This window comes from uncultured Sneathiella sp. (assembly GCF_963973085.1).
Taxonomy (GTDB): Bacteria; Pseudomonadota; Alphaproteobacteria; order Sneathiellales; family Sneathiellaceae; genus Sneathiella.
In genome coordinates, this window is sequence record NZ_CAXAXA010000009.1 from 66,740 (window position 1) to 81,841 (window position 15,102).

The window sequence follows — 15,102 nt, forward strand, 5'->3', positions numbered from 1 at the left end:
TATTTCTCTAAAAAGGGGCATAAACTGTAAAATACTATAGTACTATACGAAAATACATGATATTCTCTATTAATGGGAATTTCACGCAACTGGATATAGTTTATGCTTGTAAAGGCCTCAAAGAAACAACAGCGTTTGGCAGCTTTAATCAAGGAAGCTGGCGACTCCATTCGTATTGATGATGCGGTTAAGGTCTTCGGCGTAGATCGCCAAAAGGCAGCAAAGTTACTTGCGGGATGGCATAATCAGGGTAATTTGCGCAGGATAGCGCGCGGATTATACGTTCCGGTCAATCCGTCGGCGCTGGGACGCCAGCAGGTCCTGGATGACCCATGGGTACTTGTTCCCGAGCTCTACAGCCCCGGCTACATAGGCGGATGGACAGCGCTTGAATACTGGGAGCTTACAGAACAGCTCTTCCGCTCCGTTTGCGTGCTAACAGCCAAAAGAGCCACCTATGGCGACATTGTCCATCAAGGGGTGACCTTTTACATTAAACACATCTCTGAAACGCAAATTCTTGGCACCAAGTCTGTCTGGCGCGACCGGGTTAAAGTCCAGGTCTCCGACCCTCATAAAACAATACTGGATATATTAAATGATCCGAAAATCGGGGCGGGACTCCAGCACGTGTTAGATGTTATGGCAGCATATGCCAAGGAATACGGGACAAAGAATAATCTGGAGCAGTTGCTGGATTACGCGGATCGTATTGGAAATGGAGCGCTTTTCAAGAAACTAGGATACGCCGCAGAAAAAACCGGATGGGAACCATGGTTTCTCGATGAATGCCATACGCGCCTGACTAAAGGTTACGCATATTTTGGTGATCAGGCTGCGGAAAACAAACTTGTAACAAAATGGCATTTATGGGTCCCGAAAGGATAACTGGCCGATGATTTCAAAAGAAGAATTTAAATCTGTGGCGGACGAAACGGGCTTAAGCCCGAACGTAGTAGAAAAGGACTATGTGCTCGGCTGGCTCCTGGCTGCCATAAACGCCAATAAAACACTGGCACCCGTTTGGGTCTTTAAAGGCGGCACTTGCCTGAAAAAATGCTATTTTGAAACCTATCGGTTTTCCGAAGATCTTGATTTCACACTTACCGATGATTCCCATTTAGACGAAGAGTTTTTGCTAGGGCAGTTTGAACAAATTTCGGAATGGATTTATGAGCAATCCGGTATCATCATTCCAGCAGACAGACAAATATTCGATATCTATGACAACCCCAGAGGCGGGCGGTCATGTGAGGGCAAGGTTTATTACGAAAGTTATTTCGTTCCGGGCAAAAAACATATTCCCAAGATTAAGTGCGATCTGACAGCAGATGAAGTTCTGGTGTTGCCACCCTCAAGGCAACGGGTCTTTCATACCTATAGTGATTTGCCGGAAGATGGATTTCAAGTTGATTGCTACGACTATCCGGAGGTGTTTGGGGAAAAGGTCCGGGCCTTGGGAGAAAGAGGCAGGCCGCGCGATCTTTACGATGTCATTAACTTGTATCGCAATGATCATCTTCCTGCTGCGTCAGTCGTGCGGGATGTTCTGGATCAAAAATGTGCATACAAGGGGATAGACCGGCCAACAATGAATTCGGTAGAAGCCTACCGGCCAGCCATGGAGCAAAACTGGGAACCAATGTTGGGTCATCAACTTCCAGGCCTTCCCGATCTTGAAAGCTATTGGAACACATTACCGGAATTTTTCGAATGGCTAGAAAGTAGCCATATTCCTGCAAGGCAGGCACTAGGATCTGTTAGCAACAGCGGTGATCTTTACCGGCCCGAATATGGCCGTCTCGGGCTGCGGACAAATCAGGGCGGCTCTCTTGAAATTATCCGCTTTGCTGCCGGAAACAGATTATGTGTTGATCTTGACTACACCGACAATGAAGGAAATCGACGCACCCGTGCTATTGAGCCTTACTCACTAAGGCGAGCCCAGAATGGCAATGTACTTCTCTTCGCCGTAAGGGCGGATGACGGCCAAATCAGGGCCTACAAGATTAATCAGATCAATAATGTCTCCCTAACCAGCAGGGTTTTTGTTCCGCGCTATGAGGTTGAATTAGGCCCGACAGGACCCGCTGAAGCTATCCAGCAAAATACAGGGCGTTCGGCATTGGGAATTCCCAAAACAAGATCAAGGCCTCGCAGGTCTTCTACTCGTATGACAGCTACGCGGCGATCACCTGCTACGATGGGTCCAACTTACATTTACCGTTGCCCGGTTTGTGACAAGACATTCAAAAGAAATGCAATGAAGCCGCAACTAAATCCTCACAAATCAAAAGACGGCTATCCGTGTCCCGGGCGAATAGGCATATATGAAGACACAAAATACTAATGTCAGTGCCTGACAACTCGACTTTGCCTTCACACGGAGATAAGAAAGTTTTTGCCACAGATTTGCCACAAGCCGGAAAAGCTTGTGAAAGACAATGGCAGTTTCATGCGGGTTACAGCGGACACCTGATTTGTGGCAAAAACACCCCAAAAGGGTCAGTTTCTTTCCGTAAACAAGGGCTAAGTCATTGATTTGTGTTGCCTGAGACAAAGGTAACAGGTCTTACGGGACACATAGGTTACACTTTTGGCATTTTGCAGGAGAAGCAGGATGCCGTGGAAGGAGTGTATCAAGATGGATGAACGTCTTAAATTCGTTGCCCGGCTGCTGGAGGGTGAGAAGATGGCGCCTCTGTGTCGAGAGTTCGGCATATCGCGCAAGACTGGCTACAAGATATTTGGTCGATACAAGGAATGTGGCCTGATTGGCCTGAATGATCGCAGCCGACGGCCTTACCGTTACGCCAATCAGCTGCCATTTCAGGTGGAGGCCATGATTATTGAGTTGAAGAAGGAGTACCCGACCTGGGGAGCTCTGAAGATCCGTGAGAAGGTCCGTCGGTTATATCCGGACATCCCGCTTCCTGCAACCAGTACCGTTCATGCTGTGCTGGATCGTAACGGCCTGGTCAACCGCCGCAAGAAGCGTAGATACAGGGCAGAGGGAACAGAACTCAGATATGCCTCCAGCCCCAATGAACTGTGGTGCGCAGACTATAAAGGCGAGTTCATGCTTTCGGACAGGCGATACTGCTATCCGCTCACCATTGCTGACTATAAGAGCCGTTACCTGTTAGCCGTAGAAGCGCTGGAGACAACAAAAGAGTTCTACGCCTTCTCTGTTTTTGAGCGTATTTTCAAGGAGTTCGGCCTACCAAAGGCAATCCGTACCGATAACGGCGTCCCCTTTGCAAGTCCGAATGCCCTGTTCGGGCTGTCGAAACTCAGCGTCTGGTGGCTACGGCTCGGCATTGAGATCGAGCGGATCAAGCCCGGCCACCCGGAACAGAATGGCAGACATGAACGGATGCATCTGACCCTCAAGAAAGAAACCTGCAAACCAGCAGGCGCAAACTTCCTGCAGCAACAGGCGAAGTTTGATGACTTCATTGATTGCTACAACAACGACAGGCCACATCAGGCACTGAATATGCGGTATCCAGGAGAAGTCTATGAACCCTCAAAACGGACATATTGCGGCTTATCTGACCTGGAGTACCCGTTCCACGACAAGTCCAAGATGGTCACAACATGCGGCCGAATATGTTATAGAAAGAAGAAGGTAAACCTCAGTGTCGTCTTTGCCGGACAGAAAGTCGGCATCAAAGAGGTTAGCAACGGTATCTTTATGGTCAGCTTTATGAAATATGATCTGGGGTACTATGATGAAGAGACATGCAGATTGGAACCCGCAGCAAACCCTTTCGCTGCAAAACTGTTACCCATGTCTCCAGTATAATATGTAACCTGTGTGTCCGGTATGAACCATTTAACTGTGGCGCACCTAAGCGAAGAAAGTTCGAACGCTTTGTTCGAAACTCTTTCGCAATGGAATCAGGTGCTTACAGCCCTCTTCAACCCTGCAAATGATCCCAATATGGGCATTTGCGGGGTGGCTACATGACAAAGAAAGCCCCTCCTTTTTCTCTCAGACTGACTTTTGAAGAACGCGCGCGGTTAGAACAGCTTGCCGGGGATATGCCGCTGGGCTCCTATATCAAGAAGAAAGTATTTGATGGCAAAGGGCTCAAAGGCCGCCGTGCCCGCTCCCGGCAACGCAGGCCGATTAAGGATGAGCAAAAACTGGCTCATGTGTTGGCTATTCTTGGTCAATCACGCCTTGCCAATAACCTCAATCAACTCGCCAAAGCGGCTCATATCGGAACTTTGCCGGTACTACCCGAAACCGAAAGGGATATTCGCCGCGCCTGCGCCGATGTCGCCTTGATGCGGCGTGAGCTTTTACGCGCTTTGGGCCACCGAACAGATACAGAGCCGTCATGATCTTAAAAGGCTCTCAGAGAAGCGGCGCAAAACAACTTGGTCTGCACTTATTGAAGACGGATGAGAATGAGCATGTTGAATTGCACGAAATTCGCGGGTTTGTCTCGGATGACGTGATAGGCGCATTGCGAGAGGCTGAAGCCATCGCCAAAGGGACCAAATGCAGGCAATATCTGTTTTCTGTTTCCCTGAACCCGCCGCAAACAGAAAATGTCCGTATTGAGACATTTGAGCAAGCCATTCGCTCAATAGAAGAGCGGAACGGCCTTACCGATCAACCCCGCGTCATTATCTTCCATGAGAAGGAAGGACGCCGTCATGCGCATGCAGTCTGGAGCCGCATTGATGCGGAAACCATGACGGCAAAGCCCATGTCTTTCTATAAAAACAAACTGCAGGAAGTCTCCCGCCAGCTTTATCTGGAGAATGGCTGGAAGATGCCGCGCGGCCTTGTGGATTCCAAAGAGCGTGATCCCCGGAACTTCTCGCTAGCCGATTGGCAGCAAGCGAAACGCATTGGTCAACATGCCGGGGAACTTAAAGAGTCAATCCAGGAAGCCTGGGCCATATCCGATTCAAAAGCAACATTCTCCCACGCGCTTGAAGAACGCGGCCTGTATCTTGCCCGTGGAGATCGGCGCGGCCATGTGGCCGTAACCTTTGAAGGAGAAGCGATTTCCATTCCCCGTGCAACAGGGCGCAAAGCCAGAGAGATAAAAGCGCGCTTGGGGGAACCGAAAGACCTCAGAAGCATCGAAGAAGCGCGGCGGCGCATTGCCAAAGACATTCTACCCAGGATGAGAGATCATCTGAAGGAAGCACGCTCAAAAGCAAAAGCCGAACTCAGCGCCCTTAACGCTCGCCGTCAAGCAATGGCGAAGGCTCATGCTAACGAACGCGCAAAACTTGATGCCGGACAAAAATCGCGTATCGAACAGGAAGCGCGCAACCGGGCAGAACGGTTTCGCAAAGGCATGCGCGGAATATGGGACCGGCTCACAGGAAAGCGTGCGCAACTAGAGAAACAGAATCAATTGGAAGTGCTATGGGCTTTGCAACGGGATCGGGAGCAGCGACATGCTCTTGTAGCCGCCCAATTGAAAGACCGGCAAAGACTACAAACGGACATCAAAGCTGTTCGCTCCAAACACGCCAGAGCTCTTCGTGAACTGCATTTTGATACAGCAAATTACCGCCTGATGAAGCGCGGTGAGGTACCTAAACCAAAGTCCGCTTTTGATCGGTTGGAAGCGATGCGAGATAAATCACACAGTTAACTCACCCGCCAACGGTTTGACAGGCTTAAAGAGAAGAAACCAAAAGCTAATCCTCAGCGGAATTCAACTGAAGATCGGTTGCGCAAATTACGGGAGATGCGAAAAGGTAAATCCGGTCACGGCCCGGAGCTGGATCGCTAGTTTATATATTCAAACATTAACTCAATGACATTGAGCCAATAAGCCAGAATTCAAACTCCTGCGAACCCACGCGTTGTTACTCTCTGCGTTCAAATACCAAACACATTAAATATGTTTCCAAGCTTCATACCCCTCCGAAGCAGACCGACCACACCGTTCATGGCCTTCACTGGGCAATGACGGGACGGGCCGAAAGGCCCTGAACGGTTCGGGGCCTCCTTGAAAAACAGGAGGATATTATGAACCTCACTTCACAATTTAAGCTTGCTTCAAAGAGTTCTTATGAACTGCGTGGTTTGCTGCGTACTGCTTTTAATGCAGCCGTCCAAGCTGATCCCGGTTCAAAAGCACAACACGAAGCTCAGGCTCTTATAGACGCTATAAAGCTTGAACTTACTGTCCGGGATTTTACCCTTTAGGCAGTTTCCACCCGAGGCGGTAATAGTAACCGCCTCGGATTTTTTTTAATCTCAATGCTGCCAAAAGACATGAACTTCTTCTAGGCCTGTTTCGATAGCCAGAATGTCATTGATCTCCATATCGCGGGCCATCTTTTCATAGTCAATGTAGTAATGCAGATGCTCTGGAATGGTCGTTGTCTCTTCTGTCAGCTCTTCCGCATAGTGGGCAACAGATGAATAACAGCCATAATAGCGCTCCTCCATCATTGACCGGGCTTCATCAATATCACCGCCAAGATATTCGAGGAGCTTACCTCCAAGTTCACCATGATCAGCAATAAACTCAGCAACTTCCACAATGCTCTCAATGCCCTGATATTCAGAGATTGAGACACCTTCAAATCCTTCATAGTCATGAATAGCATATTCTTCTGCCCCGGGGATTGGTGCGGCTTTCAGCATCTTGCGGATTTCTGTATAGATTGCATCAGCATCCTGCTCTGCATCAATCCAACATCCATGAAGTATTCCATTATTGTATGACGCCAGGCAGGCGACATAAATTCTGATTTCTCCTTGTTCCGTGGTCATTGTTAATTCCTCCGTAGGGTTTGGGTTGCACATGCAACCGTTGCCCTTTGGCGAAAACGGGGTGTGCAAACGGAAGGAAAAATCGACGGCGGGCGCAAGGCTTTGCCCTGAGCCTCGGGAGACCGTTCTATTTTTTATGAAGTGCGCTGAGGGGCTGGTCCCTAAGTCGCGCGAGGGATAAAAGCCGGATGGCCGAGACGGAAGAAAGGTCGCTCGATTTACGAGTGCCCTGCCCCGCAAGAGCGACGAGACAACTTAAAACTTGGCCGTCAGCGTGCTTACTGTTAGGCTTTTATAATCATGGATTTTCAAGTCATTCCTCTTCGTGGTCAACAACCAAATGGAGAACACAATAAGGTGTTCCTACTTACTGACGGATGGGACGATTGGTTCAAGTACAACACCATGTATGTGGTATTGTACTTCGATGACGTCGGAAAAGAGCATCGGATCGGTGAAGTTAAGATAGGGGAGTTTGGAATGGTAACTGATCAGCGACGCCCCAACATACCCGACAAGTTCATCGCACTGGACGAGAGATTTTTCTCGCTCGGGCAGGATGACAGCTATTATCAGATACTCAACGATTTAGGAGACACATTTCGAGATACCTACCTCGAAGCGATGCGGGATGTCGCCAGAGATGTAGATCTGTTTGAGCGTGCGTCGAAAGAAGACGTAACCGGCGTTTCACTACTACGGTCTGTATCTGATCAATCTGTAAGAAGTCAATACCGGAGAATGGCGCAAGGCGGTGCGCGACTGACGGAATTTGCATTTTCCTATACCCCGCCCCCTTGGGGTCGCGACAACACGCCGCCTACATTTGAATTTGAGGTTCATCCCGAATCATATCCTCCAACTAACGTCCATATTCTCATTGGCCGCAATAATGTCGGAAAAACTTACACTGTAGAGCAGATGACGAATGCCCTAGTGCGACCTGATGAGGGCGCATTCGGAGATTTTCGCTGGAATGGTATAGATGACTTCAGCTTCAAAAAATCAGAGAATTTCACCAACATTATCGCGGTCACATTCAGCGCATTTGATCCATTCGAACCTCTTCCCAATCGCGAAAACAAGCTTTCCAGTGTTCGCTATCAATACATTGGTCTTAAACACGTTGGAAAGAACGAGGACGGAAAAGCCAAACCTCCAAAGTCGACCGATGATCTTGCAGCCGATTTCGGTAAGTCGGTGCAGCTTATTCTAACCCAGACAGCGAAGAGAGAAAGATGGCAACAGGCTCTATCCCTTTTGGAATCCGATCCAATCTTTAAACAAGCTGAAATTTCACAGCTAATTGAAAAATTCGAGGAATTCGAGATTGAGTTTGAAAGACGTGAAGCTTTCAACCAACTGCGTAAAAATGCACGACAGCTATACTCAAAACTCAGCTCCGGTCACAAGATTGTGGTGTTAACGATAACACGGCTTGTAGAGACGCTTGAGGAACGTTCGCTCGTTCTGGTAGATGAACCTGAGGCGCATCTACACCCACCGCTGCTTTCAGCTTTTATTCGCTCGCTTTCCGATCTTCTCATAAATCGGAATGGCGTAGCAATCATCGCAACACATTCGCCTGTCATTTTGCAGGAAGTCCCAAAAACATGCGTTTGGAGAATATGGCGAAGTGGTAGAGAGAAGCGGATCGAGCGACCAATGTCAGAGACGTTCGGCGAGAATGTTGGTACGCTCACACAAGCAATTTTTGGCCTTGAGGTTACAAATTCGGGCTTTCACAAGATGCTGAATGATGCGGTTCTCGCAGATCTTAGTTACGTAGACGTTCTTGCTCGTTTTAATGGCCAACTTGGTGATGAAGCTAGAGGTATCGTTCGATCACTTATTGCCGCCCGAGAGCAGGAAAACTGAGCCATGTGGACTGTACCCAAACCAGTATTTGACGCGCGCGGAACCTTTGAAATCTGTATCGAAGGGATACAGGATGCTGGCAAAAAAGCGCGACTCGAAGGTATCCGAGTACAAATCGAAGATGCGGAATCTGCCTTCGATGAGCGAGCGGCTGCAACTGAACTCCACATAATCCCAGAAGTTAATGAAATCGCTGGAATAGGCGGAAATGTCACAGCGAAAGAGATGGAGCAACTCTACGATAGACACATGGCCCGACAGAAGGGTCGAGGCCGCGCCATATATGACAAGCTCATGTTAGCTGCGGTGCACGGACAATGTCCATTCTGCGGCCACTTGCCAGTTTCGACGCTTGACCACTCCTTACCTAAAGCCCGTCACCCCACCTTAGCGGTTACCCCGTTTAACCTGATACCGTGCTGTAAAGACTGCAACCATAACAAAGGAACACTAGGTCCTGACGAAGCTGACAGGCAATTTTTACATGCATATTATGATGATCTTACAGTAGACCGCTGGCTTTCTGCAGAGATTATCGAAGGTTCACCTCCAGGCGCAGTATTCTCTGTCGTGCCTCCAATTCAATGGGATGATCAGACTTCATCTAGAGTTCAATGGCATTTCCAACAATTAAAGCTCGGAAGTCTTTATGCATCACAAGCCGGTAGACAATTACAGAATATTAGAAACGCGCTAACGAACATTTTTGATGCGGCTGGAGCGGTGGCCGTGAGTGATGATTTAGTCCAACGAAGTCAGAGTTGCGCTGCGGTAAGCGTCAACTCTTGGGAGGGCGCACTCTATGAGGCGGCATCTCAAAGTAACTGGTACTGCAATAGAGGTTTTGCGGCTTAGGTGTCAGCTGGCGATTGGTGCTTTTTAGTTGCTGAAATGATTGGGGTAAACGCAGCTCGCAGTTGTCCAGGCCCCGAATAATCATCTCTATCTAATTTGATACTTAAGACGGCGCTGCACAAAGGCAGGTTTTGAGCCTTCCAGAATCTTCACAATGGCATCATTGATGCGTGGATTCTCAATGGAGCCAGACTCATAGGAGAATTTGTACTCCGCCGCTTTATCCAACGTTACATAGAGGACCTGCTCAGCGTCCGCACCCACCGCAAGATTTGGATTGTGAGTTACAAGAATGACCTGACGGGATTTCTTGGCTTGCCGAATACACTGTGCCAAGACGGTGAATATACTATCGTTGTCGAGGTTATCCTCAGGCTGATCGATGATCAGCGGCGTCTTTTCTTTATCAAGGTGAAGGTAGAAAACAAGCAAGAGAAGCCCTTTTTCACCAGGGGAAAGCTGGTTGAGGTTTTTTCCACCTAAACGCAATTCGTAACGTGCATCAAAATATTCAAACGAAAACAACAGGTCATAGAGGCGCTTGATGTCCTTAACCTGTTTGTCAACATCGTCTGCACGAATGGCGGTGATGATCCCGTTGGTGAATTCAAGGATGCTCTCAACATTGTTCCAATCGACATCAGCCATACGGGTATCAAGCGCTTCACGCCCTTGAGCTGTTCCGCGAAAAGGTCCAAGGGCATTCTGGTTGACTTGATCAAGGAACGCGGCAGGAAACTCGTGAGACGGAACGAAAGACGCATCAATTGTGACGATAAATTCGTCCGCACTCACGGTCTCAAGGCGCTCTTCAACGCTTGACTTGAGGCTTTCGTAAAAGGACCGCACCTTTTTCTTAGCTTCGAATATCGCCCGCGTCAATTTTTCCCGATCCTGGCATTTCTCGTCCAGTTTGGTGCGGAGATTGTTCTCGATGTAACTGATACGGCTTTCAAGGTCTTTGATCGTCCCATGTTTCGGGTTGTCGTCCTCACCCATGACGGCAGACATTTTCGACAACACATCAGATAGTGCCTGCACATAGCGTTGATATCGGCGTTGCGGAGCGGAAAGGGTTTCTTGCAGGATCTTCAATCTGTCCGACAATATTTGGTGTGCTGCACGAAGGTCAGGCACGCTCGCGAGTTTCGAATAGTCAGCGTCTTCCGAGGTCGGAACTTCGTTCGCGGTTTCCAGAAATTTAATCTGGGACTTGAGCGCGGCGATCTTGTCATCAATAGTCTTGGTGTTGATCTGCTGGCTTATGATGGTATCAATATCGAGGTCAAAGCGCTGACATTCTGTCCGCAGCTCTTCCTTTTCTTCCTTCACCTGCACATCGATGGCGGTCACGGACTCTTTGAGCGAACTAAGGGCCAAACGGTCGGTTTTCAGCGCAGAGAGCCTATCGACAGCGGCTTTACCGTGCGTCTCGACTTCTGCTTGAACCCGCCGTGTTTCTTCAATCTGCTTAGTGACCGCCTGCTGCCTGGGCGTTTCTCCTTCGGGTTTGGTAACTTCTTTAGGTTTGGATTCTTCGAGTACGCGGTACTCTTCCCTCTTCTGGCGAAGCTCTTCTTCAAGTCGTGCCTTGGTGGCAGGATCGGCCTGATTTACCAAATCGACAATCTCGATATTGAGCTCGCGTAGGCGGGTCTTCAGAGCGCTGATATCACCTTTACTTTGTGCCGTCTTAAGCTCTTCTAACTCAGAAAATGTCGATTTACCCATACGGTCTGATTCATCGACATGTGAAAATACGACCTCTTCAATTTTTCGACGAAACGCTTTGACTTCGATTTCGTTGGTAAGGCTTTCGAAGTAGTTTTGCGGCAGATACTTGACCGCTTCCGGTTTCAGAGTGTCGACATCTTCGTCGAGTTGTTTTGAGCGCTTTGTACCGCTAGCCCAAGCAAGCTCGCCAACGAAATTCTCGGCATACCCCTTCTGCCGGAATTTACGATTTCGGACATCATTGGTCAGGAAAGAGAAGTGATCGGATTGTCGGGATTCACCAAGCAATCCGATGATATCTGCAATAGCACTTTTGCCGCTCCCTTTGTTGCCGATGATCGCAGTAAGTTCAGGATTGAATGAGATATCCACATTCTTGAACCACGAACCTTTGGTTCCTGTATAGTTTGCAGCCTGATCGATACACAGACCTGAGATAAAGCGGGTTGCGTCCTGATCGAGCCGCTCCAGAACCGTTGGACGCTCCCCGATATGTACACGTCCTTTTGGTTCGAATAGGGTTTGCCGGAGCCCCCGAAACGTCAAATCAGCTTTGATCCAGGTCGGCTCATATCCTGCTTCGTCGCCGGACAAGCGGTTGAGATCGTCAAATGAATGGGCATCAGACCCCGTAAATACTGGCTTCTTATTGCTTTTTGCATCGCCCTCGTAGCGATCTTCTTGCTGAAAATAGTCGGTATTCTTCGACGAGCCGAAGAACGCATCGCTAGCCTTGTCCAGTTCATCAGAAATCGATTTGCTGCGAGGCGATTTACTATCTACACCGCGCAAGCCGTCATTGTTGGCCGCTGTGACAATCATATAGACCGTTTCGTCAGGAAACACTTTGGCCAGAGCTATTTTGAGTTCAGCAATGCTGACGGTTGCTTGCTCGAAGTCGTGCTGCGAAGTTAGTTCATTACACCTCAGGCGCGCGCCGTGTATTGTTTTGTGTGTAACTAGGTCGCTCAGCAACGTATTGAGCTTCGTTGGCGTCGCTATCGCCGGATCAATGAGCACATGAGCGTTGACGTTCCGGCCATCGGAACTGACCGTTTCGGTTAGCCGGAATTCGATATTCGGAATGAAGACCTTATTACCATTCGGATGGTGCTTGGTGTAGGCCTCTATGGTGGCCAGATACCCATCAAACGAAAAATAGTCGGTGATGCCAAAAACCTGGACATCAGCCTCTTCCAACTCATCAACGTATCGTTTCAGGATCTTCACCGACGCTCCACCGAAACCATCAGCAAGCTTGGTGCCAGGCGCATGTAGATGAAGGTCCCAACGCGTCCAGATTGATCCGATTTTGTTGTGACGCGCACTCATCGTGCCGCAACTGCCGCTATATGGCCCGCAAATTCCGTTACAAAGGTCTTGAGCGACGTAAGCTCACTCAAGTGGCGATACCGTCCATCGTTCGATGCATCGCGCGGTGATGCGAGGAAGGTCGCGCTGGAGTAGAGCCCTTCCTGAACAAGCCGCTTGCACAGGACATCATAACGCTGGGCGTAGGTTGAGCGTTTGAAGGCGGGATCGACGGGGAAGTGGGGTTCTTTGTCTGTGACGGGCGAATTCGACTTGTCGCAGTCTTCCAAGAGCATTACCCAACCAACGAATGGACGCGGCGCGTCTTCACCGAACGCGCCCTCCCTGTAGGCCGTCCAAAGATCGTGGGCCGTGCCAATAGCCTCTTCGGAGCGATTGTTGAAATTATTGCCGAAGGACGGGCCGACCTGCGACTTGAATTCGAGCGCCGCGACCAGTTCACCGCGATGCATGACTAGCATGTCCCATAGCTTCGTTGGGCGAAAGAAACCTGGCAGGGTCAGAACCCGCTGCTTGACGCAGATATCGGCAAGAGCGAGCCCGTTAGCTTCAATCAAAGTCTGGGCGATAGCGAGAAATCCGTCCATGTTCTTGCCAGCCGTGACAGCGCCGCGCGAGCCTGCGTCCTGATTGCCCGATTCGACCTGTTTGGCGAGCGCGGCGTCTCGGTTGCCCCAGAACAGTTTGACGGCTTCACGCGCTTGCGCTTCGTAGTTGGCAAGGTCGAGACTCATTCTTTGATCTTTCCTTCAATCAATTTCAGCTCGGCAGGCGTCAGCCCATAGAGCTCGGATACAATTTCGTTAAGAGCGTGGCGGTCGTTGGTCTCGGCATAAATTGCGAGCCGCTGCCGCAAATCGGCGCTCACGTCCTTCCACTTCGGAATCCTTATCTTGCGAAGATATTGCGCCTGGAAGCGCAAGTACCCGCCCCGCATGCGGGTGCAGTAGAGTGAGACAAACAGGCGCGCGATGCCCGAGCGCATAACTGCTTGAAGCGCATGCACGTCCCATTCGTCAGAAGTGATAAAGTAGAGATTGTGGTGCGGATACAGCTTGCCTTCTTCGTAAACGATGGAGGCATCCCCCTTGATATCGGGGATGAGCAGCTTCTCGCGGTAAGTCAGTTCAGGATAGATGCGGTCGATGGTGCGATACCAGCCTCGCGGGTTCTTCGCGGCGACGTGGCGGCCTGCGATCTGTTCCTTGTGCCCTTCGAGATAGGTACGGAGTCTCGGGAAGTCCTTGAGATTCACGAGCCTCCCATCATCACCGAACGGATTGACGATGCCCTTACCGCGCCAAGCGACATGGCCTTCGAGAATATCGCGGGTCATGACAAGCGGTAGCTTGCGCGAGGGCTCGACATCGAGGCTTTCAAAATCACCAATGAAAGCCTTGTCCGCACCGGTTGCAACGCCGATCCCGACTTTACAGCCAGCGTCTTCAACGGCGGGAAACTGTGCTTCCAGACGCCGCACCAAGGCCAGTTCATCGAAGGAATCGAGGACCCACGGCTCACCGCCTGCGGTGACATTCTCGATTTCGGACGCCTTGCTTTTCATCGGCAGTATAGAAGCCGTAAGCTCGGCGGCCAGAGACTTGAGGAAGCTGGCATCAACGGTTGGGCGGGCAAAGACTCGAGTCTTATATCCTTTGGCTTTTTCAATGACGGTAATTGCGGGATAAGCGCTCACTTCGGCGTGGAAGGCATCAACACCGTACATATCCACGTATGTCGTGAGCGCGTAACTCCTACTGACAAGTTCGCGGAGCTTCTTCCCGTATTTGTTCTTCATCCAGCGGTCGGCGCAGATAAAGCCGAGCTTGCCGCCTTGACCCAAAAGCGCAAGCGAGCGCTCAATAAATGGCACATAGATATCGGCACGGTCATAGATAGTTTGGTACCGCATGCGGTACTCGGCCATTAGAATGTCGGGAATAGCTTCCTGCCGCACGTAAGGCGGATTGCCGACGACATGAGTAAAGGCGGGCTCAAACTCCGCTAACAGAAAATCACCCTGATAGAGCCATGCACTGCAAAGCCGCGCCGCGTCTTCGTGGGATAATCCGCCCTTTCGAAGCCGCTCGGCAACAAGCATCCGCGTTCCTTCAAAAGTCGAACGGTGCAGCTCAATGGCACGAATGGCGTTGGCAAGCCTGCCATAGAACAACGCGCCCTCACGCTTGGCGGATTCTAGGAGGCGGTCTATAGCGGGAAGCAGGAAGTCACCGTCACCAAAAGACGGCTCAAGAAGGCGATAGCTCGCAAGCGGCGCAGCGGCGGTATAGCCCGTTAGATCGAGGATAAAATCGACGACTTCGCGCTTGGTGTAGATCGCGCCGCGCTCTTCGATCCCGCCTTCGGTTGCGAGTCTTTCTACCGCTTCGGTCACGGGACAGAAGCCAGGGAAAGCGGGCTGAAGGGCGAGCGGTGCGGTCACGGGCGATTCCTTATCTAACATTCAGAGAACATATTGCCTTTGATAGCATAGATAGTGCAAGCCCTGCTAGGGCTCGCTAGATATGACAATTCACTAT

General features: G+C 50.1%; 12 protein-coding genes. 8 read left to right on the top strand and 4 right to left on the bottom strand.

The window, feature by feature from the left end; all coding sequences use genetic code 11:
• Positions 1-102 precede the first annotated feature (102 nt).
• The 6 genes from AACZ19_RS17350 to AACZ19_RS17375 all read left to right on the top strand — a co-directional run bounded on the left by AACZ19_RS17350 (position 103) and on the right by AACZ19_RS17375 (position 6,190).
• The gene (locus AACZ19_RS17350; RefSeq protein WP_339635774.1) at positions 103-888 is read left to right on the top strand and encodes a type IV toxin-antitoxin system AbiEi family antitoxin; all 786 of its coding nucleotides are present in this window, start codon (positions 103-105) and stop codon (positions 886-888) included.
• Positions 889-895: 7 nt separating this feature from the next.
• Positions 896-2,350, top strand: coding sequence for a nucleotidyl transferase AbiEii/AbiGii toxin family protein (locus AACZ19_RS17355; RefSeq protein WP_339635775.1), 1,455 nt, complete (start codon positions 896-898; stop codon positions 2,348-2,350).
• Between the two features lie 294 nt (positions 2,351-2,644).
• Positions 2,645-3,808 (top strand): IS481 family transposase, encoded by a 1,164-nt coding sequence (locus tag AACZ19_RS17360; protein WP_339635776.1) that lies wholly within the window; start codon positions 2,645-2,647, stop codon positions 3,806-3,808.
• A gap of 161 nt (positions 3,809-3,969) precedes the next feature.
• A complete protein-coding gene (locus AACZ19_RS17365) occupies positions 3,970-4,353 on the top strand; it encodes a hypothetical protein (protein WP_339635777.1) in 384 nt (127 codons plus the stop codon).
• Entirely contained in the window at positions 4,350-5,630 is a 1,281-nt protein-coding gene (locus AACZ19_RS17370) for a relaxase/mobilization nuclease domain-containing protein (RefSeq protein ID WP_339635778.1), read from the top strand. The genes AACZ19_RS17365 and AACZ19_RS17370 overlap by 4 nt, the downstream gene beginning before the upstream one ends.
• A gap of 380 nt (positions 5,631-6,010) precedes the next feature.
• Complete coding sequence (locus AACZ19_RS17375) at positions 6,011-6,190, top strand: hypothetical protein (protein ID WP_339635779.1); 180 nt, start codon at positions 6,011-6,013, stop codon at positions 6,188-6,190.
• Positions 6,191-6,241: 51 nt separating this feature from the next.
• Here the strand turns inward: AACZ19_RS17375 and AACZ19_RS17380 are convergent, their stop codons facing one another.
• A complete protein-coding gene (locus tag AACZ19_RS17380) occupies positions 6,242-6,763 on the bottom strand; it encodes an antirestriction protein ArdA (protein WP_339635780.1) in 522 nt (173 codons plus the stop codon).
• Positions 6,764-7,063: 300 nt separating this feature from the next.
• Here AACZ19_RS17380 and AACZ19_RS17385 point away from each other — a divergent pair, with 300 nt between their 5' ends.
• Entirely contained in the window at positions 7,064-8,641 is a 1,578-nt protein-coding gene (locus AACZ19_RS17385) for an AAA family ATPase (protein ID WP_339635781.1), read from the top strand.
• A gap of 3 nt (positions 8,642-8,644) precedes the next feature.
• On the top strand, positions 8,645-9,496 hold the full coding sequence (locus AACZ19_RS17390) for a hypothetical protein (protein WP_339635782.1): 852 nt from the start codon (positions 8,645-8,647) through the stop codon (positions 9,494-9,496).
• 87 nt (positions 9,497-9,583) lie between these two features.
• Here AACZ19_RS17390 and AACZ19_RS17395 read toward each other — a convergent pair whose 3' ends face one another.
• The 3 genes from AACZ19_RS17395 to AACZ19_RS17405 are packed head-to-tail and all read right to left on the bottom strand — an operon-like array spanning position 9,584 to position 15,005.
• Positions 9,584-12,562, bottom strand: coding sequence for a TrlF family AAA-like ATPase (locus AACZ19_RS17395; protein WP_339635783.1), 2,979 nt, complete (start codon positions 12,560-12,562; stop codon positions 9,584-9,586).
• Positions 12,559-13,296, bottom strand: coding sequence for a PaeR7I family type II restriction endonuclease (locus tag AACZ19_RS17400; RefSeq protein WP_339635784.1), 738 nt, complete (start codon positions 13,294-13,296; stop codon positions 12,559-12,561). The genes AACZ19_RS17395 and AACZ19_RS17400 overlap by 4 nt, the downstream gene beginning before the upstream one ends.
• Positions 13,293-15,005 (bottom strand): Eco57I restriction-modification methylase domain-containing protein, encoded by a 1,713-nt coding sequence (locus AACZ19_RS17405; protein ID WP_339635785.1) that lies wholly within the window; start codon positions 15,003-15,005, stop codon positions 13,293-13,295. The genes AACZ19_RS17400 and AACZ19_RS17405 overlap by 4 nt, the downstream gene beginning before the upstream one ends.
• Between the last annotated feature and the right edge of the window lie 97 nt (positions 15,006-15,102).